The organism is Haloechinothrix alba (genome assembly GCF_900188115.1).
Lineage (GTDB): Bacteria > Actinomycetota > Actinomycetes > Mycobacteriales > Pseudonocardiaceae > Haloechinothrix > Haloechinothrix alba.
Window position 1 is genome coordinate 104598 of record NZ_FZNW01000013.1, and the last position, 19791, is coordinate 124388.

The window sequence follows — 19791 nt, forward strand, 5'->3', positions numbered from 1 at the left end:
TTGTCATCCGAGCGACGCACGTGCCACGGAAGTCACGGTCACGATGCCGAGGTTGCTCCGCACAGCACGAAGCCGAGCACGAACGGTTCGGCTGAGTCGTTGAACCAGGCGTGGGCGGTTCCGTTCTGGACAAGGCAATCCCCCGCGCTCAAGGTGAACTCGACCCCGTCGTCCGTGCGCATGCGGCCCTTACCGGAGACGACGATGATGAAATCAACGGTCTCCGTCGTGTGCATACCCGGTCGATCCGGATCGAACGCGGCCGGCATGCCGGGAAACGTCCTTTCGGTTTCGGCCATGGCTGCGGTCACGTCGGCGCCTTCGGGCGGCACGTAGTCGAGGCCGGACGGGATCGTGAGCAAACCGAATCGCAGGCCGCCCGGCAGCGGGTAGAACGGTCCATTTGAGGGTGGCTTGACCCCGGTTACTGGCAGGCTTGGTTGTTCGTCGATCTCCCACAGGCGGTGAATCTCGACGCCCGGAAGGAGTGAAGCCGTGAACGGTTCTACGTCATCGTCTTCCAGAACCACCGAACAGCCTGCCGAGTCATGTCCCATAACAATACGTCGCGCCTTCACAGTGCCCATCCCTTCTTCGTCGTCTCACGTGATCAATCAGTTTCGGACCGCTTTGGCGAATGCTTCTAGTTCGCGCGGTACGTCGGGACCGGCAGGCTGGTACGCGATCTCAGTGGCCCCACCTTCCTCCCACTCGGCGATCTTGTCGCGCCAAGCGGACTCGTCCTGTGCAAGTCCCTGCGACGCAAGAACATCCCCCGTGACGAATGGGCGATCACGCTCCGAGACTGCCCACAAGTGACCGTCATGTACTGTGAGATGGCGTGTCTCCGGCGGAACGTCGTCGTAGGCGGATGCCCATTCTCGTCCACCGGGAATCATGTCGAGCTTGTCGAACTCGATCGCGAAATGGAGCATGACGCTGGCGGCGTGTCCCGCCGCGTCCACCGCCCGGTCGGAACCGGGATTCTCGCCGGGTTCCAGCACCGTTCCGAACACGATATGGGTCACCCAGTCGAACCCATCGTAGGGCATGGCCGCCAAGGTGATCGCACCGTCGCCCAGCTCGCTCGCCACCGACATCCCCTTGGGGCCGAAGGCCGCGACGACGAAGGGAACGTCAATCGGCCGGGGCGCGGCGAAACCGGTATGGTGCAGCATCTCGATCACGCTTCCGTCCCACTCGGTGCGCTCGCCCCGTAGCAGTGCCTTGAGTGCCCTGATGTAGTCCGCGACGTACGCCCACGTGCACGGCCGCTGCCCGAGTGCGAGCCTGCCGGTGAAACCGCTGCCCACGCCGACCACAACACGCTCCTGTCCCACGTGCTCGACGAGTTCGGCGATCGCGGTCGCCGTTACCATGGGGTGGCGCAGTGAGGGGACCAGTACGCCGGGCCCGAGCGAGATGTTCTCGGTGCGTTCTGCCGAGCGAGACAGCTGTGTCCACACGTCGGCACACACGGCGGGCGAGTCGTAGAGCCATGCGCGCTCGTAGCCCAGTTCCTCCGCGATCCGCACATGCTCGGGAGTTTGCAGAGACGTCGTGAATGCGCACGACATCGTTAACGACATCGAATTGCCTCCTTCGAATTGCCGAGTTGGTACGAACGTAGGCCTGCATCGGGTACCGGTGCCTGTTCATACGCGCATAGGTGCTTTCTCGACGCGCAAACCTGCGGCGAACGCACGCGGAACTCGTGCTGTGCTGGAAGCCAGCGATACAATGAGGTACTCGTAGTCCGGAACTGAACGGCCTCGCTGAAGGATGATGCCGATGACATGTGATGCGTATGTAGTGGAGTCGAGTTCCACCGAGGATGTAGCCTTTCAGGAGCGCACCGACTACTGGAGCGAGTTGGTGAACTCGTACCACTGCCGGATGGGTTATCAGTTCGCCTACCCGGAAGGGTTCGGCGGTCGATCGGTTCGACTGCGTAGCGTCAACTACCAGTTGGCCGGGTGGCATGCGGCGGAGGAGCGGCTACACCGCACGGCTCAGCAGATCAGGTATGACCCGGACGAGCACTACAGGTTCGCGCTTCCGATCGGCGGCGAGTTGCTCGTGCGCCAGAACGGTCGGCAGGCTGCTATGCGCGTAGGGACCGGCGCGCTGTTCACCATGAATGCCCCGTTCGAGATCTGGCACGACTCGGCGTGCCGGGGTCTGATCATGACGATCCCCGGCCGTGAGATCGACCGGCGATTGAACAGAGCCGCGCCGGTGGCGGCACCGGTGGATCTACGTCGAGGGCTCGGCCGAGTCGTTCACGACCTGATCATCGGGCTGATCGAGGAACGCGACACGGTAACTCCGTGCCAGTTCGACGCGGTTTGTGACCGGCTGGCCGAGCTGCTGTGCATGCTCGTGACGGGCGACGATCGGCCGGACTCCCCGGACCATCTGGTCGATGTCGCGGAGGCCGTGCGACGCTACGTTCGCGAACACTCCGCCAGGCCCGATCTGTCGGGTCGCACGGTGGCCGACGCGCTCGGCTGGTCGCTGCGTCAGGTGCAGCTATCCCTGCAGCTGGCCGGTACAACGCCGAGGGATCTCATCCGGGAAGAGCGGTTGCGACTGGTACGGGAACGGCTACAGAACCCGGCATACCAGGACTGGACCATCACCCGGCATGCGCACGCTGCCGGCTTCTCGTCCGGCAGCGCGCTGAGTATCGCTTTTCGTAAGCGCTACGGCGTCGCACCACGCGAGATCCGTCACGAGAAGCCGCGGTAGGCGTGCACTCCTGGCGCTGCGGGCACCGGGGGGTACACCTGTGCCGGCACGTTTCCGGTGCCGTTGGGCGCTGCCGGTGGCGTGTGTTCCCGCACGGTGCCGTTGTGTAGCTATCCGGCGCTGGACTCTGTTTCGGTCAGGTAGGACGTGCGCGTGAGCTGGTCGCCGTACTGTTCCGCTGTGCCGGTTGGCAGCTGGGAATCGGTGATGATCTGGGATATCTCGTCGAGGGCGGCCACTTTGGCCAGGGTATGGTGACCGAACTTGGAGCTGTCGGTGACGACGATGGTGGAGACGGCCGCGGCGATCATCGCGCGTTTGATGGGGACTTCGAGGGTGTTGGTGTTGGTGATGCCGGCCGCAGGGTGGATGGCATCGGCGCCGAGGAAGGTCCAGTCGGCGGCGTAGTCGGCCAGGAAGCTTTCGGCGCGGTCGCCGACGAGTGTGTATACCGATCCGAGCAGTTCACCGCCGGTGACCAGCAACCGTATGTCGGGGACGGTGGCGACGAACTTGGCGATGCGCAGGTCGTTGGTGATCACGGTCAGGCTCTCGTGGGTGCGCAGGGCGGCGGCGACCTCGTAGGTGGTCGATCCGCTGTCGAGGATGACGGTGTCGCCGGGCCGTACGAGGGCTGCGGCGGCAGCAGCGATCGCGGTCTTCTCGCTGCGCCGTTCGGTCTCTTTCATGGCGTAGGGCAGCTCGCCTGCTACGCCGGGGGTCGGGCGAGCGCCGCCGTGGGTGCGTTGCACCTGACCGGCGCGGGCGAGAGCGTCGAGGTCCCGGCGAATGGTCGAGGTGTCGACTCCCATGCGGTTGGCGAGTTCCCTGGCCTCGACATAGCCGTCGGCGAGGAGCCGGTGCAGGATCTCGCGTCGACGCGTACTAGCGAGCATGGAGTCCCTCCAGCGGACCATGGTGCACGGTTTCGTGCACACCGTATCAGCTTGTGCAGGAGGGAGAAATTCCTGGGATACGGTTGTTCGGACTGTTTTCCCTGGCTTTTGTGTGCGATATTGACAAGAACCTGATGAACTGATGCACACTGTAGCTCACATGCATGCACGAAATCGTGCACATCGTGGTCGAGCTGTGCGAGTGTGGAGGGAGTCGCCGGATGGGTGAGGCGTTGCGGGAGCTGGCGTCCAACGGTGTGGCGGTCTGGCTGGATGAGTTGAGCCGGAGGCGTCTACGGTCCGGCAACCTGGAGGCGCTGGTACGGAGTGGCCAGATCACGGGCGTGACGACGAACCCGACGATCTTTCATCGCTCGTTGAGCGAGGATGTCGCCTACGCCGATGAACTCGTCGACCTGGCGCAGCTGGGGTTCTCGGCCGACGAGGTGGTGCGCGTGTTGACCACGGCTGATGTGCGGTGGGCGTGCGATGTCCTGCGTGGGGTGCATGACGTCAGTGATGGCCGTGATGGCTGGGTGTCGATCGAGGTGGATCCGCGGCTGGCACACGATACGGCGCGCACGGTGGCTGAGGCGCGACTGTTGTGGTGGATGGTCGACCGGCCGAACGTGTTGATCAAGATTCCGGCGACGGCGGCGGGACTGCCTGCTGTCGCGGCGTGCCTGGGTCAGGGAATCAGCGTGAATGTCACGTTGATCTTCTCGGTGGATCGTTACCAGGCGGTGCTGGTGCGGTTCCTGGAGGGCCTTGAGGCCGCGTACGAGGCGGGCCGGGATGTGTCGCGGATCGGGTCGGTGGCGTCGTTCTTCGTCAGCAGGATGGATGCCGAGGTGGATCGGCGGCTGGATGCGGCCGGCACCACGGAGGCCGCGGCGTTGCGGGGGCAGGCTGCGATCGCGAACGCACGGTTGGCCTACGAGCGGTTCGAGCATGTCTGCCGCAGTGATCGGTGGCGGCACCTCGAGCGGGCCGGTGCGAGGCCGCAGCGCCCGTTGTGGGCGTCGACAGGGGTGAAGGATCCGGCGTATGACGACACGCGCTACGTGACCGAGCTGGTGGCGCCGCAGACGGTGAACACGATGCCGGAGGTTACGCGGCGGGCGGTGTCCGACCACGGTGTGATCGGCGGTGATCGCGTTCGGGGTAGCTATGACGAAGCCCGGAGCGTGTTTCGGCGGCTGGCCGCGGCCGGTGTCGACTACGACCAGGTTGTGCGTCGGTTGGAAAGCGAAGGTGTGGCCGCGTTCCAGGAGTCGTGGAACGGGCTGCTGGAGGATGTCGACAAGACGATCGCCCGCGTGCGGTGACACATCGGCGAGAACGGTAGTTGGGAGATGGCGATGCAGGTGGGCATGGTCGGAGCGGGCCGGATGGGCGCGAATCTGGCGCGGCGGCTGACGCGGGCCGGGCACGGGTGCGTGGTCTATGACTCGGATCCTGAGGCAGTGGAGCCGTTGCGAGCCGAAGGGGTTCCAACGACGTCGTCGCTTGCCGAGCTGGTGGCCGGTTTGACCACCCCGCGGGTGGTGTGGCTGATGGTTCCGGTGGAGCACACCGGCGGAGTGCTCGACGAGGTGGCGGCGTCGCTGGATGCCGGTGATGTGGTGATCGACGGTGGTAATTCCTACTATCGCGATGCCGTGACGCGTGCCCGTGAGCTCGATACCGGTGGGATCCATTTCGTGGATGTGGGCACCAGCGGTGGGGTGTACGGGCTGCAACGGGGTTTCTGCCTGATGATCGGCGGCGAGCCTGCGACGGTACGGTGGCTGGATCCTGTCTTTCGCGCGTTGGCCCCCGGGGGCGTGGACGGGGCGGCCGGGTCGCGGTCGAACGGGCAGGTCGACGGCGTCGGCACGGCCGAGCTGGGGTACTTGCACTGCGGGCCCGCGGGAGCGGGACATTTCGTCAAGATGGTGCACAACGGTATCGAGTACGGTCAGATGGCCGCGCTGGCCGAAGGGCTGGAGATCCTGCAGCGTGCCGGCATCGGCGACGGCGCCGGGGTGCGGCCGGACGACGCCGAGTTCTACGGCTACGAGCTGGATGTAGCGCGCATCGCCGAGGTGTGGCGGCGCGGGAGTGTGATCAGTTCCTGGCTGTTGGATCTGACCGCCGGGGTGCTGCGGGACGACCCGCAGATGGAGGGGTACTCCGGGCATGTGGCGGACTCGGGCGAGGGACGCTGGACCGTGCAAACGGCGGTGGACGAGGGGGTGCCGGCGTACGTGCTGACCGCGGCGCTGTACGAACGGTTCAGCTCGCGTCGCGACCGCGGCTATGCCGATCGCGTGCTGTCGGGGATGCGGCATGCCTTCGGCGGGCATCAGGAAAGGCAAGGCTCGTGATGCGGCCGGATGCAGGGCCGGCCGCGGCGCGGTTGCAGGTGCATCATCACGCGATGCGCGGGAGGCACCTGCGGGAGCTGTTCGCCAGGGATTCCGAGCGTGGCTCGGAGCTCGTGGCCGAGTACGACGGGTTGTACCTGGACTATGCCAAGACGCACGTCACAGCCGAGACGATCGACCTGCTGGCCGGGATGGCGCGGGAAAGGCATCTCGAACAGGGAATCCAGGACCTGCTGAGCGGGCAGCCCGTCAACTGTACCGAGGCGCGACCAGCGCTGCATACCGCGTTGCGTACGCCCGCGCACGCAACGTTGACGGTTGGCGGGTACGACGTGATCTCTCGAGTGCACCGTGTGTTGGACCGCATGGGTTCCTTCGCGGATCGGGTGCGCGCCGGGCAGTGGCGCGGCTACACCGGTGGACGGATCCGGTCGGTGGTCAACATCGGCATCGGAGGGTCCCATCTCGGCCCTGCGATGGCGTATCAGGCGTTGTCGGCCGATGTCAGCGACGACATCGAGGTGCATTTCGTCTCCAATATCGACGGTCACGACCTCGCCGCGACTCTGCGGCGGGTCGATCCCGCCCACACCCTGTTCGTGGTCTCGTCCAAGACGTTCACCACTGCCGAGACACTGACCAACGCGCGTACGGCGCGTGCATGGTTGGTCGAGGCCCTCGGCGATGCCGAGGCGGTCGCGCACCATTTCGTGGCGGTCTCGACCAATCGCGACGCGGTCGCCGCGTTCGGTATCGCTTCCGAGGCGATGTTCGAGTTCTGGGACTGGGTGGGTGGCCGTTGCTCGCTGCATTCGGCGATCGGGCTGTCGCTGATGCTGGCCATCGGGCCCGGCCAGTTCCGCCGGTTGCTGGCCGGCGCTCACAGCATGGACGAACATTTCCGCACCGCACCGCTGCGACGCAACCTACCCGTACTGCTCGGCATGCTCGGGGTGTGGTACCGCAACTACTTCGGCACCACCACCCACGCGGTGCTGCCCTACGATCAGCGGCTGGCTCGCTTTCCCGCGTATCTGCAACAGCTCGAGATGGAAAGCAACGGCAAGTCCGTGGACCGTACCGGCAGGCCGGTGCAGGGGAATACCGCCCCGGTGGTGTGGGGCGAGCCGGGCACCAACGGTCAGCACGCGTTCTTCCAACTGCTGCATCAGGGAACCTGCCTGGTGCCGTGCGAGTTCATCGGGGTGCTCGAGCCCGCTCACGGTCATACCGAGCATCACGACATGTTGATCGCCAACCTCCTCGCTCAGGGGCAGGCACTGGCCTTCGGCAGGACCGAGGACGAGCTCGCCGAGGCAGGCGTGCCGGCCTGGCAGCGCCCTCACCGGGTGTGCCCCGGCAACCGGCCGAGCGTTACGTTGCTTCTGCCGAGGCTGACGCCCTACACGCTCGGCCAGCTCGTCGCGCTGTACGAGCACAAGGCCTTCACCCAGGGCTGGATCTGGGGAATCAACCCGTTCGACCAGTGGGGCGTCGAGCTCGGCAAGACACTGGCCGGCGACGTGCTGGCCGACCTGCAGTCCGCCCAACCGCAGCCGCGGCACGACAGTTCCACCCACGCCCTGATCGACCACTACCGCACCCATGTACACCAGACACGGCCCGCGATCGCAGCGGGCGGTGTCGACCCCAACTGGAAGGGATCCGGCGATGCCACTAAAGATCGGGTATAAGGCCTCAGCCGAACAGTTCGCACCTCGCGACCTGGTCGAGTACTCGGTGCTGGCTGAGGAGGTGGGTCTGGACAGCGTCGTGGTCTCGGACCATTTCCTGCCGTGGCGCCGTACCGGAGGGCACGCGCCGTTCGCGTTGTCGTGGATGACGGCGGTCGGCGAGCGCACCCGGCGCGTGCAGCTTGGCACCTCTGTGCTGACGCCGACGTTTCGCTACAACCCCGCAGTGGTGGCCCAAGCCTTCGCGACCATGGGATGTTTGTATCCCGGCCGGGTCATGCTCGGCGTCGGGACGGGGGAGGCGCTCAACGAGGTGGCCGTGAGTGGCCGTGAGTGGCCGGAGTTCAAGGAACGCTTCGCCCGATTGCGCGAGTCGGTGCGCCTGATGCGACAGCTGTGGACCGACGACGACATTACCTTCGACGGCGACTACTACACGCTGTCGCACGCCAGCATCTTCGACCGGCCGGAGATCCCGGTGCCGGTCTACGTCGCCGCGGGTGGGCCGATGGTCGCCCGTTATGCCGGTCGCGCCGCCGACGGGTTCATCTGCACGAGCGGTAAGGGCATGGAGCTCTACACCGACAAGCTGCAGCCAGCCGTGGAAGAAGGCGCGGCTGCCGCCGAGCGGGACGCCGCGGGCATCGACCGCATGATCGAGATCAAGATCTCCTACGACCGCGACTACGAACGGGCCCTGGAGAACTGCCGGTTCTGGGCGCCGCTGTCGCTGACAGCCGAGCAGAAACACTCGGTCACCACTGCCGAGGAGATGGAGCGACTGGCCGACGATCTGCCGATCGAGCAGGTGCGGCAGCGCTGGATCGTGGCCGCGGACCCGGATGAGGCCCTGCGCGGGATCGAACCCTACCTGCAGGCGGGGTTCACCCACCTGGTGGTGCACGGGCCCGGTCACGACCAGCAGCGGTTCCTCGAACAGTTCGCCGCCGACGTCGTGCCCAAGCTACGCCAGTGGGAAGGAACGCAAGCATGAGCGGCAATACTGGGTTACTGGAACAGCCGTTGGATCGGCTGATGGCCACTGCTCGCCAGGTCCGTGACCGGGGTGTGGGTGCGCGTGTCACCTATTCGCCGAAGGTGTTTGTCCCGCTGACGACGCTGTGCCGGGACCGGTGCGGCTACTGCACCTTCGCCACCGCCCCTGGCACTGTCGAGTCGCCGTTCATGAGTCCGGACGAGGTGGTGGAACTGGCCGAACGTGGTGCCCGGGCCGGGTGCCACGAAGCGCTGTTCACTCTCGGGGAACGGCCCGAGCTGCGGTATGCGGCTGCGCGCGAGTGGCTGGCCGAGCACGGTTACGGCTCGACCGTGGACTACCTCGTGGCGATGTGCCGGCTGGTGCTGTCCGAGACCGGGCTGCTGCCCCATGCCAACGCCGGGGCCTTGAGCGCCGACGAGCTCGCCCGGCTGCGTCCGGTCACCGCGAGCCAGGGCATGATGCTGGAGTCGCTGCGCGACGATCTGGCGGCTCACCGCGGGGCGCCGGATAAGGACCCCGCGCGGCGGGTGGCCACCCTGGAGGAGGCCGGGAAGCTGGCGATCCCGTTCACCACCGGGATCCTGGTCGGTATCGGCGAGACCGCAGCCGACCGGCTGGCCGCGCTGGAGGCCATCGCCGCGGCCCACCGGCGCTACGGGCACGTGCAGGAAGTCATCGTGCAGAACTTCCTGCCCAAACCCGGCACAGCCATGCGTCACGCCCCGGCGTGCCCGCAGGAGGAGTTCCTCCAGGCGATCGCGCTGGCTCGGCTCGTGCTGCCCGCCGAGATCCACGTGCAAGCGCCCCCCAACCTCTCCGACGAGGGCGAGCTCGAGTCGTTGCTGCAGGCCGGCATCGATGACTGGGGTGGGGTCTCCCCGGTCACGCGCGATCACGTCAACCCCGAACGCCCCTGGCCCGAACTGGAGCGGCTGCGCGGCGTCACCGAGGCCGCCGGCCACACCCTGGCGCCGCGGCTGACGATCTACCCCGCCTACGCCCAGGACCCGCAGCGGTGGCTGGATGCGGACCTGCGCTTCCCGGTCCTCGATCGCAGCGACGCCGAAGCGCTGGGCCGCGACGATCCCGGGATCCACCTGCCGGAACGCTACAGCGAGGCCCGCAATGCCGGCACCGGCGCCGAGGTCGAGCTGACCGGCCGCCGCTCGACCGCCTGGTACTCAGGGACCGAGCAGGTCACGCCCGTCCTGCTGCCCGGAACACCCCGTGCCACAGGCCCGGTGGGCGAGGTGCTGGCCGGCATCCGTGCCGGTCACGAGCTCGGCGAAGACGAGATCGTCACGCTGTTTTCCGCGCGTGGTCCCGAGGTGGCCGCCGTGGCCGAACTCGCCGACGAGCTGCGCGCAGAGGCTGTCGGTGACACCGTGACCTACGTCCGCAACCGCAACATCAACTACACCAATGTGTGCACGTTCAAGTGCCGCTTCTGCGGGTTCTCCAAAGGACCGCTGTCGCTGAACCTGCGTGGCAGCCCCTACCTGCTGTCCCTGAACGACATCGCCGAGCGCGCCAGCGAGGCCGCCGAGCTCGGCGCCACCGAAGTGTGCCTGCAAGGCGGCATCCATCCCGACTTCGACGGCGACTTCTACCTCGAGGTCATCCACGCCGTCAAACAGGCAGCGCCCGAGCTGCACATCCACGGGTTCACCGCCCTCGAAGTCACCGAGGGCGCACGGCGCCTCGACGAACCCCTTGCCGACTACCTCACCCGCCTGCGCGACGCGGGACTGAGCTCGCTGCCCGGCACCGCCGCCGAGATCCTCGACGACGAGATCCGCGCGACCATCTGCCCGGACAAGATCACCACCGACCAATGGCTCGACGCCCACCGTACCGCCCACCACGTCGGCCTGAAGTCCAACATCACGATCATGTTCGGCTCGGTCGAACACCCCCGGCACTGGGCCCGCCACCTGCTACGCACGCGCGCCCTGCAACGCCAGACCGGCGGATTCACCGAGTTCGTCCCCCTGCCCTTCGTGCACATGGCCGCCCCCCTCTACCTCAAACAAGCCGCCCGCCGGGGACCCACCTGGCGCGAGGTCATCCTCATGCACGCCATCGCGCGCATCGTCTACCACGGACACCTCGACAACATCCAAGCCTCCTGGGTCAAACTCGGCACCACCGGAGCAGCCCAACTCCTGGCCGCCGGCGTCAACGACATGGGCGGCACCCTCATGGACGAGAACATCAGCCGCGCAGCAGGCGCCAGCCACGGACAAACCCTCGACGAAGACCACCTCACCGCCCTCGTCAGCAACATGGGACGCACCCTGCACCGGCGCACCACCCTGTACGCAGCATCCCCGACGAGTGTCGGGTGAGTCGTCAGCGCCGGGCGTCGCCGTCACGCAGTCCCGGAGCGTGACGGTCCCCGAGCGTGACGGTCACGACCGGTACCGGTCACGCGGCCTGCCTTCTCCTCCGCGCTGTTCGTGCCCGGTGAGGTGCCTGCTGAGCCGCGTGCGTAGCCGGCTCAGCACCGACGGCCGGCGCCGAGTTCGATCCCGTCCTGCACCATCCGTGGTCGTGCAGGACGGCGACCATCGGGATGAATGTCGCAGCGGGCTGACCGCAGACGACGCAGGGTATCCCGTTGAGCGGATATTCGGCGAACATGGACATGGTCTCCTCGGGTGATTGATGGTGAGGACGCCGTCGTAGCCTTCGACGTCGAACGGCGACCTCCCGATCCCGGCGTGTCAGCGATGCCCGTCCCGTCCCGATGGAACGACGTCGATTCCGTGACGAGGCGTCGTGCGGCACGGCTCATGGCACCGACGGTGATCCGGGAGCCGTCCGATTCGACTTCGGCCGGAGCATGGCTGACCCTCCCCGAACACGTCGCTGATCCCGTGCGTTGAACCGAGTACAGCTTGACGGCGGTGGTGCCGTGGCACATCCGGTGAACTACCCAGGGCATACCTACGTAGCCGTGACCCGGCGGAGGTGCGGTGATGCCGTAGCAGGCACGGGTTGGCGCTGTGCACTAGCCGTGTCGGCTCGCTTCTGTGTTTTGGCCAATGACAGGCCGCACACGCGACCTTAGGCTACGGGTAATCGATACGGAAGCCCGGAAAAATCCCGCGATCGTATTCTTCGGAAATCAGTTCGTTCTATGTCTTTTCATGTCCATAAAGCGTGCAGCGAAGCGTCGATACTGACATGTTCCCGGGAACGACCTTCGACGGTCCGTTCGGTATCAACAGGCGCGACAGTGTTCAGGGTCAATGGCGGGGTGAGGTGACAGGATGCGCATTGGTATCGACGTCGGTGGCACGAATACGGACGCGGTGCTGCTGGACAGCGCGACGGTGCTGGCCGAATCGAAGGCGACGACGAGCGCCGATGTGACAAGCGGGATCGTTGACGCCATCGGGGATCTGCAGCGACAGCACCCGTTCGAACCGTCGCGCGTGCGGGCGGTGATGATCGGGACCACCCATTTCATCAACGCCATCGTCGAGGCCAACCGGTTGTGCTCGACGGCCGTCATCCGGCTCGGCCTCCCGGCGACAGCGGCGATACCTCCGCTGGTGGAGTGGCCCGAACGGCTGGTCACGGCCATGAACGGCACGGCCTACCTCTGTCACGGTGGTCACGAGTTCGACGGCAGCCTGATCGCGCCGCTCGACCGAGCGGAGCTGGACGCCGTCACCCGGCAGCTGGCCGACAACGGCGTGCGGTCGGTGGCGATATCCTCCGTCTTCAGCCCGGTCAACGCCGAGCTGGAACACGAGGTTGCCTCACTGGTCGCCGACCGAGTACCGGGTGTCCACGTGAGTATGTCCCATGAGATCGGACGTATGGGGCTGCTCGAGCGCGAGAACGCGACGATCATCAACGCGTCGCTGCGCGAGCTCGCCGACCACGTGTGCACCGGTCTCGCCTCGACGCTGGCCGAAGAGGGCTTCCACGCTCCGCTCTACCTCAGCCAGAACGACGGAACGCTCATGGATGTCGACTTCGCACGCAAGTATCCTGTGGCGACCTTCGCATCGGGGCCGACGAACTCCATGCGTGGCGCGGCGTTTCTATCCGGAATAGACACATGCGCGGTCGTCGACGTCGGAGGCACATCGAGCGACGTCGGCATACTGCAGTCCGGGTTTCCGCGCGAGGCCACCTCCGAGGTCGACGTGGGCGGCGTGCGCACCAACTTCCGCATGCCCGACGTGCTGTCCATCGGGATCGGTGGCGGTAGCCGGGCTCGCCGGGAGAACGGTCACGTCACCGTGGGCCCGGACAGCGTGGGCTACCGGATTCGCGAGGAGGCGCTGGTGTTCGGTGGACAAACCACAACCGCGACCGACCTCGCGGTCGCGGGCGGCATGGCGACGGTCGGTGATCCGGACGCCGTGCGGCACGTGGACGAAGCGACGGTGCGGGAGGGCCTGGCACTGATGGCCGACGAGGTCGCCGGCCTGGTGGACCGGATGCGAACCAGCCCGGCACCCCTCCCGGTGGTCCTTGTCGGCGGAGGAAGCATCATCCTTCCTGACGAGCTGGGAGACGCTCCGAAGGTGCTCCGGCCCGATCACTACTCGGTAGCCAACGCCATCGGGGCCGCGATCGCCCAGATCGGGGGCGAGGTGGACCGGATCTTCGCTGTGGATCAGGGGCGCCGCGACGCCGTACTGGACGAAGCCAAGCAGGAAGCGGCGGACAGTGCGGTGGCTGCCGGCGCCGAACCGGGAACCGTCGAGATTGTCGAGGTGGAAGAGTTCCCGATCGCGTACTTGCCGGGCAACGCTACGCGCATCCGTGTCAAGGCGGTAGGCGACCTCAGCCTGCAGGACGACTGACTTCATCGACCGGGCACTTGTGACGCCGACGTACCCGGGAAAGGGCGCATATCATGGCATTTGAACTCACCCGTGACGACCTTCGGGACCTGGTCCGTGGCGCCGCGCTACTCGGCACGGGCGGTGGTGGCGACCCGTCGATCGGTCGCACTCTCGTCTCCGAGGCGCTTCGCGACGGGCGTAGCGTCACGATCGTCAGCCCCGAGGAGCTCGACGACGACGACTACGTCGTCCCGACGGCTTTCATGGGAGCGCCGAGCGTGCTTGTGGAGCGGCTACCCGGCGGAACCGAAGCGATCGACGCCCTGCGCGCGCTCGAAGGACACACCGGGCGCCGGGCCACCGCCACCATGCCCATCGAGTCCGGCGGGATCAACTCGACCATCCCGCTGTTCGTCGCCGCGCGGCACGGAATCCCCGTTGTGGACGCCGATGGCATGGGGCGCGCGTTTCCGGAGCTGCAGATGGAGACCTTCGCGGTGTACGGCGTCGACGGTCCGCCGCTGGCGATAGCCGATGAACGCGGCGACACAGCCATCGTCGATACCGGCGGCGACAACAAGAAGATGGAGAACTGGGCGCGCGTGCTCACGGTTCAGATGGGTGGGGTGAGCCATATTGCCGCGTACGGGATGCGTGGCGCGGATATCAGGCGGACCGCCATACCGGGGACGCTGTCGCTTGCCCTCACCCTCGGACGCACGCTGCGGGAGGCGCGTGAGCAGCACCGCGACCCGATGCGGGCGCTGAAGGACGCGCTCGCCGATACGCTCTACGAACGCGGGGACGTGATCTTCACCGGCAAGGTAGTCGACGTGGATCGCCGGACAGTCGAGGGCTTCACTCGAGGCAGGGCGACTATCGCGTCGTTCGACGGCGACGAGAACTGCACGATCGATTTCCAGAACGAGTTCTTACTGGCCAAGGTCAACGGCCGGACAAGGGCCATCGTTCCTGACCTGGTCACGGTGGTCCATATGGAGACGGGAGAACCGATCACCGCGGAGTCGCTCCGCTACGGCCATCGTGTGCACGTGTTCGCCATCTCCACACCGGAGATGATGCGGACTCCCGAGGCGCTGCGTGTCTTCGGTCCGTCGGCATTCGGCGTCGAGGAGGATTTCGTTCCCTTCGAGCAACTCCCGGCCGGGTCTCATAGCTCAATGGTGCCGGAGAAAGAGGTGGCCGAATGACGAGAACAGTAGCGACCGCGGATGTGTATCGCGCCACGACGTTGCACGAGGCAGCGCGCATGCTGCTGGAGCTTGGCACGGGCGGCGAGGCTCTCGGTGGTGGTACGTGGGTCATGCGGGCTCCCGCGCGCGGCGAGTCGCTCCGGGAATCCTACGTTTCGCTCGGTCGGATCCCGGAACTCCGCGAGCTGACCATCGGGGACGATGTCGTTCTCGGTGCGGGGCTGACGCACGCCCGCCTTGCAGGGATCACCGGCTCACCGGCCCTGACCTGTATTCGGGAGGCCGCGCGTCAGTCGGCGTTCCCGCAGGTCCGGGCGGTAGCGACGCTCGGTGGGAACATCCGCGCGCTCGGGTTCGCCGAAGCCGACCTCGTCCCGGCGTTGCTGGCCGCCGGTACGGAGGTCGAGTTGTACACAACGGGCGGAACCTCGCGCATGAGCCTGGAGCGGTACCTCCCGGTGCGCGACCAGCGTCCGCCCGGGGAGGTAATAAGCCGGGTGCACGTACCCGCGCCGCGGAACCGTGTGTCGGCGTTCGAACGCCTGACCGTGCGCTCCTCGGGCGAGTACCCGATCCTCAACGTCGCGCTGTCGGCCGACGTCGACAACGGTGTCGTGCGTGCGGCCCGTCTCGCGGTCGGCAGCATGGAGCCGGTAGCGCGGCTGTGCCACGCGGCCGAAGCGGCCCTGATCGGGCACCACGTCGGTGATGCGGCCGCGATCGAGACCGCCGCGACAGAGGCCGCGATGGAGTGCGTGGCACGGGACGGCCTCGACGCGCCCGCCTGGTACCGCCGCGAGGTCTTGCCGTCGTTGATCCGCCGCGTCGCACTCCGCCTGTCCCACGATTCGATCTAGGAGCGCCCCATGAGCTACGCATTTACCCTGAACGGCCAACCCATCGAGGTTGAGGCGGATGTCGCGGGGATGACGTCGCTGCTGTCCGTGCTGCGCGAAAGCTTCGGGCTCACCGGGACCAAACTCGGCTGCGGGGAGGGTCGCTGCGGTGCGTGTACCGTGCTCGTGGACGGGACACCGGTCGTCGCGTGCTTGTACCCGCTCGCCAACGTCGACTCCAGTGACGTGCGGACAGTGGAAGGGCTCGCCGGACCGGACGAGCCACTCACCGAGGTGCAAAGCGCCTTGCTGGATCACGGGGCGGTGCAATGCGGGGCCTGCGTGCCCGGCGTTTCCATGACGCTCACCGCGCTACTCGAATGTGCGGACCACGTAACCGAGGACGACGTGCGTGCCGCGTTGACCGGGAACATCTGCCGCTGTACCGGGTATACCAAGTTCGTCGAGGCTGCGGTGAGCGTCGCCGCGGATTCGGGAGGCCGGCAATGACGGCGGTCGGAAGGAATGTTCGCCGCGCGGACGGAGAGGGAAAGGTTCGCGGATCCGTACGATACGGGATGGACTACACGGAGCTGGGTGCGTTGACCGGCAAGGTCTTGCGCTCCTCGCTCCCCGCGGCACGGATAGCCCGGCTGGACACGTCCACTGCCGCGACCATGCCGGGCGTGCGCGCCATCGCGACAGCCACGGACGCGCCCGGACTGTCCGGCATGTTCTTCGTGCTGAAGGACCAGTCGTTGTTCGCGAGGGACGAGGTCCGCTACGCCGGTGAAGCTCTCGCGGCGGTCGCTGCCGACACCGAGGCACAGGCCGAGGCTGCCCTCGCGGCAATCGAGGTGGTCCTGGATCCCTTGGACCCCGTGCTCGATCCCGATCACGCGCTCACCGACGGCGCACGGTTGATCCATCCCGACTGGGAGAGCTACGAGACGATCGTGCCGGGGCCACGTTCCGGCAATCTCGCGTGGGAGTCGCGTATCGAGCGGGGTGACGTCGACGCAGCGTTCCAGGAGGCCTATCGTGTCGTCGAGGACGAGTTCCGTACGCAGCGGCAACACCAGAACTCGATCGAGCCGCATGCCGCGGTGGCCCGGTACGAAGAAGGCCGGTACACCGTGCACACGCCGACCCAGTTCCCGTTCAACGTGCGTGGCAGAACGGCGGAGCTGCTCGGCGTGCGTCCGTCCGACGTGCGGGTGGTCGTACCGGCCATCGGCGGAGGGTTCGGCGGCAAGCTCGACATCATGCTGGAGCCGTTCGCCTGCGTTCTCGCGCGCAAGTCCGGACGTCCCGTGCGCATCGTGAACACGCGGAGCGAGGAGTTGCGCACCTGCGCACCCCGGGAGGGCGGCATCGTCCGGCTCCGGACGGCGGTAGCACGGGACGGTTCCATCCTTGCCCAGGAAGGCGAGATCATCGCGGACAACGGTGCGAACAGCAGCGGCGAGACGGTGGCGTGTGCCAATGCCGCATCGCTCGTGCTGGGCAGCACCTACCGGGTTCCGAACGCGCGTTACGTCAGCAAGGTCGTCTACACCAACACCCCGCCCACAGCAGCGTTCCGTGGCGTCAACGGCCCGTACAGCGTCTTCGCCCAGGAGATGCACCTGGACCACATAGCGCGGGAGCTCGGTATGGACCGGCGCGATATCCGGCTGCACAACCTCATTGGGTCGGGCGATGTGATGGTGAACGGTCAGGAGGTCGATGGCCCGTTCCTCCGGGAGGCGATGGATGAGCTGGAGACCATGCGGCCGTGGCAGCAGCTGCAGGCGAGTAAGCGGCCGTATCGGGGCCATGCGATCGTGCCCGTTACCTGGTTGACGAACTCCGGAGCAGGCAGTGCGAGCATGAAGCTGAACGAGGACGGCACCGTCACGGTCGCCAGCGCCGCGACCGAGATCGGTAGCGGCGCCGTCGCGACCGGTGTCCGCCAGCTGGTCGCGGACCAGCTCGGGGTGGACTTCCATGACGTGCTGGTCACACCGCCCGACACCGATACAGGAGGGTATGACCTGGGCGCGCAGGGAAGCAGGACTACCTTCGGCGCAGGCAACGCGATGATCGATGCCGGGAAGAAAGTGCGGGAACAGATCCTGGATGTCGCGGCGAACCTGCTCGAGGCGGCCCCGGAGGACCTCGAGCTCGCCGACGGTTCCGTGCATGTGCAGGGCGTGCCTGATCGGCGGGTGGGGCTCGCGGCGATTTCCGCGACAGCGTCGATGACCAGCGGTCCCATCATCGCCTCGGGCGGGTTCGTCGCTCCTCCCGAGTCTTTCGACGGTGGCTGTATGACCGGAGCGCTGTTGACGCACTTCACTGCTGCGACCTACCACGCGCATCATGCGGAGGTCGAGGTCGACCCGGACACCGGACGGGTCACGGTCCTGCGGTACACGGTCGTGCAAGACGTCGGGCGCGCGATCAACCCGCAGATGATCGAAGGGCAGATTCAGGGCGGAGTCGTACAGGGCCTGGGCTACGCGCTGTACGAGAACCTGCGTGTGCACGGAGGCGAGGTCGTCGACGACAACCTCGAGTCCTACCGGCTGCCGATCGCGGCCGACACACCACCGATCGACATATCCATCCTCGAGAACCCGTGCCCGTACGGGCCGTTGGGCGCCAAGGGGGCTGCCGAGCCCCCGATCGTTCCGGTCGCGGCGGTGATCGGATGCGCTGTAGCGGACGCGATCGGTGCCCCGGTGAACGAGTTGCCGGTCACCCCGTTCGCCGTGCTGCAGGCGCTGCGAAAGCAGGGTGAGAGCGCGGCGTGAGGCTCGTGACGGGCGCGCCGTCCGGTGCACCCGTAGCGGACGCTCCGGTAACAGGCCCGGGGACGGCGGTACTCCGCCGTCCCCGGGCCTGCCGTCTTTCGGGCCGGCTACGCACCGCTCGGTAATTTCTCGGTGGTTGGGACAGCCGTTCTCGCGATCCGGCGGAATGTGCGTCGATCACGACGTAATCGCGGCCGGCCGAAGTGCTGGCAATGTGCACTAGTTCACGTACTCCGGTTCTGTGATTTTGCTAATGACCGCAATAGTGGCCCGACCTAGACTACGAACAACATCAGACAGTGCCGTAGCCAGCATTTGCCTGCCCGACCCGGAACGGAGTCCGCGCCTTGTCGACCGTGGCAGCAACAAATGAAGCACCTACGCGGTACCGGGAATGCGGAGCGACGCCATTCCGGCCGCCGTGCGATTCCGTGCCCGAATCGGCACACTCGCGCACGGGCGGCAGGGGCGTGTACGCGAACGTCCTGGACGACCGGCAGGAGTCAGAATACCGAGGCCCTTACCATGTCTGAGCACCACGGCTCCTCCACGAATCGTCGAACCGTGACCGCCGGCGACCGCACGGGCGAGGAACGTGGGAACCGACTCCGGTCCGCCGCGCGGTCGCTTCCCGGCCCGATTCGCAACATCGCGACAGAGGTAGGTGGACCCCTGGTGCTCGCGGGTCAGACGATCCGCACCGCGGTGCGCGAACCGCGTGGGTACTGGGGCGATGTCCGTGACGATACCTACGAACTGCTGAAGAAAACCATCGTTCCCGGCATCTTTGCGATGCTCGGATACGGGATGCTGCTGGCAGTCTTCGCGGTATCCATCTTCCTGATCCTGGGCGCGCCGAACCGGCTCGGGCCCATCTACGTGGCCATCCTGATCAGGGAGATCGCGCCGTTCATCGCGGGCAGCGTGGTGGCTGGTGTGGTGGGCACCGCGACCACGACCGAGATCGGTGCCAGGAAGATCCGGGAGGAGCTCGACGCGCTGCGGGTGCTCGGGCAGGATCCGGTGCGCATGCTCGTGCTGCCACGCGTCATCGGGCTGGCGATCGTGACCTGGGTCGTCAATATCATCGGCATCCTGACCATTGTCGTTCAAGGCTACTTCGTCGCCACGCTGCTCGGTGGAACGTCGCAGGCCGCATACCTGACCGAGTTCATGTTGAATATCTCGGTTCCCGAGATATTCGCCAACGCCGTCAAAATGATCCTGATAGGTCTGCTCATCGGATTCGTGTGCGCGAGCAAAGGCCTACGAGCCACATCCGGTGCGGAAGGTCTGGGACGAGCGGTCAACCAGGCGATCGTCATTTCGGTACTAGCCGTATTCATCGTCAGCGTCTTGTTCAACATGGTGCTACTCGCAACCGTGCCCGAGATGACGGTATCGCGCTAACAGGAGTGCTTT

Annotated in this window: 15 protein-coding genes; 12 read left to right on the plus strand and 3 right to left on the minus strand. The window is 66.5% G+C overall.

Going from position 1 to position 19791, the window contains the following annotated elements; genetic code table 11:
• Positions 1 to 38 precede the first annotated feature (38 nt).
• Entirely contained in the window at positions 39 to 530 is a 492-nt protein-coding gene (locus CHB84_RS14035) for a cupin domain-containing protein (protein ID WP_176439959.1), read from the minus strand.
• A gap of 84 nt (positions 531 to 614) precedes the next feature.
• On the minus strand, positions 615 to 1589 hold the full coding sequence (locus CHB84_RS14040) for an LLM class flavin-dependent oxidoreductase (protein WP_089302051.1): 975 nt from the start codon (positions 1587 to 1589) through the stop codon (positions 615 to 617).
• 202 nt (positions 1590 to 1791) lie between these two features.
• Here CHB84_RS14040 and CHB84_RS14045 point away from each other — a divergent pair, with 202 nt between their 5' ends.
• Positions 1792 to 2751, plus strand: a complete 960-nt coding sequence (locus tag CHB84_RS14045) for an AraC family transcriptional regulator (protein WP_089302052.1) — start codon at positions 1792 to 1794, stop codon at positions 2749 to 2751.
• Between the two features lie 110 nt (positions 2752 to 2861).
• Here CHB84_RS14045 and CHB84_RS14050 read toward each other — a convergent pair whose 3' ends face one another.
• Positions 2862 to 3647: a DeoR/GlpR family DNA-binding transcription regulator gene (locus tag CHB84_RS14050; protein ID WP_089302099.1), complete on the minus strand. Its 786-nt coding sequence runs from the start codon at positions 3645 to 3647 to the stop codon at positions 2862 to 2864.
• Positions 3648 to 3868: 221 nt separating this feature from the next.
• Between CHB84_RS14050 and tal the strand changes: the two genes are divergently transcribed.
• The 11 genes from tal to CHB84_RS14110 all read left to right on the plus strand — a co-directional run bounded on the left by tal (position 3869) and on the right by CHB84_RS14110 (position 19779).
• Complete coding sequence (gene tal, locus CHB84_RS14055) at positions 3869 to 4975, plus strand: transaldolase (protein WP_089302053.1); 1107 nt, start codon at positions 3869 to 3871, stop codon at positions 4973 to 4975.
• A 27-nt stretch (positions 4976 to 5002) separates the two neighbouring features.
• Positions 5003 to 6016 carry a phosphogluconate dehydrogenase (NAD(+)-dependent, decarboxylating) gene (gene gnd / locus CHB84_RS14060; protein WP_245818737.1) on the plus strand — a complete coding sequence of 338 codons (1014 nt, stop codon included), beginning with the start codon at positions 5003 to 5005 and terminating at the stop codon, positions 6014 to 6016.
• Complete coding sequence (gene pgi, locus CHB84_RS14065) at positions 6016 to 7710, plus strand: glucose-6-phosphate isomerase (RefSeq protein ID WP_089302101.1); 1695 nt, start codon at positions 6016 to 6018, stop codon at positions 7708 to 7710. Before gnd ends, pgi begins: the two co-directional genes overlap by 1 nt.
• Positions 7688 to 8704, plus strand: a complete 1017-nt coding sequence (gene fgd, locus CHB84_RS14070; protein ID WP_089302102.1) for a glucose-6-phosphate dehydrogenase (coenzyme-F420) — start codon at positions 7688 to 7690, stop codon at positions 8702 to 8704. The genes pgi and fgd overlap by 23 nt, the downstream gene beginning before the upstream one ends.
• Positions 8683 to 11058 carry a bifunctional FO biosynthesis protein CofGH gene (locus tag CHB84_RS14075; RefSeq protein ID WP_245818739.1) on the plus strand — a complete coding sequence of 792 codons (2376 nt, stop codon included), beginning with the start codon at positions 8683 to 8685 and terminating at the stop codon, positions 11056 to 11058. The genes fgd and CHB84_RS14075 overlap by 22 nt, the downstream gene beginning before the upstream one ends.
• Before the next feature lie 927 nt (positions 11059 to 11985).
• Positions 11986 to 13539, plus strand: a complete 1554-nt coding sequence (locus tag CHB84_RS14085; RefSeq protein WP_089302055.1) for a hydantoinase/oxoprolinase N-terminal domain-containing protein — start codon at positions 11986 to 11988, stop codon at positions 13537 to 13539.
• Positions 13540 to 13592: 53 nt separating this feature from the next.
• Positions 13593 to 14732 (plus strand): S-methyl thiohydantoin desulfurase family protein, encoded by a 1140-nt coding sequence (locus CHB84_RS14090; protein ID WP_089302056.1) that lies wholly within the window; start codon positions 13593 to 13595, stop codon positions 14730 to 14732.
• A complete protein-coding gene (locus tag CHB84_RS14095) occupies positions 14729 to 15592 on the plus strand; it encodes an FAD binding domain-containing protein (RefSeq protein WP_089302057.1) in 864 nt (287 codons plus the stop codon). Before CHB84_RS14090 ends, CHB84_RS14095 begins: the two co-directional genes overlap by 4 nt.
• Positions 15593 to 15601: 9 nt before the next feature.
• Entirely contained in the window at positions 15602 to 16081 is a 480-nt protein-coding gene (locus CHB84_RS14100; RefSeq protein WP_089302058.1) for a (2Fe-2S)-binding protein, read from the plus strand.
• On the plus strand, positions 16078 to 18369 hold the full coding sequence (locus CHB84_RS14105) for a xanthine dehydrogenase family protein molybdopterin-binding subunit (RefSeq protein ID WP_089302059.1): 2292 nt from the start codon (positions 16078 to 16080) through the stop codon (positions 18367 to 18369). Before CHB84_RS14100 ends, CHB84_RS14105 begins: the two co-directional genes overlap by 4 nt.
• Positions 18370 to 19044: 675 nt before the next feature.
• Positions 19045 to 19779, plus strand: coding sequence for an MlaE family ABC transporter permease (locus CHB84_RS14110; protein WP_176439960.1), 735 nt, complete (start codon positions 19045 to 19047; stop codon positions 19777 to 19779).
• Positions 19780 to 19791 lie beyond the last annotated feature (12 nt).

Excerpts from the sequence above, each read along its gene's own strand:
- pgi (WP_089302101.1), top strand. The coding sequence starts at position 6,016 with ATGCGGCCGGATGCAGGGCCGGCCGCGGCGCGGTTGCAGGTGCATCAT.
- CHB84_RS14095 (WP_089302057.1), top strand. The coding sequence starts at position 14,729 with ATGACGAGAACAGTAGCGACCGCGGATGTGTATCGCGCCACGACGTTG.
- CHB84_RS14085 (WP_089302055.1), top strand. The coding sequence starts at position 11,986 with ATGCGCATTGGTATCGACGTCGGTGGCACGAATACGGACGCGGTGCTG.
- CHB84_RS14100 (WP_089302058.1), top strand. The coding sequence starts at position 15,602 with ATGAGCTACGCATTTACCCTGAACGGCCAACCCATCGAGGTTGAGGCG.
- CHB84_RS14050 (WP_089302099.1), bottom strand. The coding sequence starts at position 3,647 with ATGCTCGCTAGTACGCGTCGACGCGAGATCCTGCACCGGCTCCTCGCC.
- CHB84_RS14040 (WP_089302051.1), bottom strand. The coding sequence starts at position 1,589 with ATGTCGTTAACGATGTCGTGCGCATTCACGACGTCTCTGCAAACTCCC.
- CHB84_RS14090 (WP_089302056.1), top strand. The coding sequence starts at position 13,593 with ATGGCATTTGAACTCACCCGTGACGACCTTCGGGACCTGGTCCGTGGC.
- CHB84_RS14045 (WP_089302052.1), top strand. The coding sequence starts at position 1,792 with ATGACATGTGATGCGTATGTAGTGGAGTCGAGTTCCACCGAGGATGTA.
- CHB84_RS14105 (WP_089302059.1), top strand. The coding sequence starts at position 16,078 with ATGACGGCGGTCGGAAGGAATGTTCGCCGCGCGGACGGAGAGGGAAAG.
- fgd (WP_089302102.1), top strand. The coding sequence starts at position 7,688 with ATGCCACTAAAGATCGGGTATAAGGCCTCAGCCGAACAGTTCGCACCT.
- tal (WP_089302053.1), top strand. The coding sequence starts at position 3,869 with ATGGGTGAGGCGTTGCGGGAGCTGGCGTCCAACGGTGTGGCGGTCTGG.
- gnd (WP_245818737.1), top strand. The coding sequence starts at position 5,003 with ATGGCGATGCAGGTGGGCATGGTCGGAGCGGGCCGGATGGGCGCGAAT.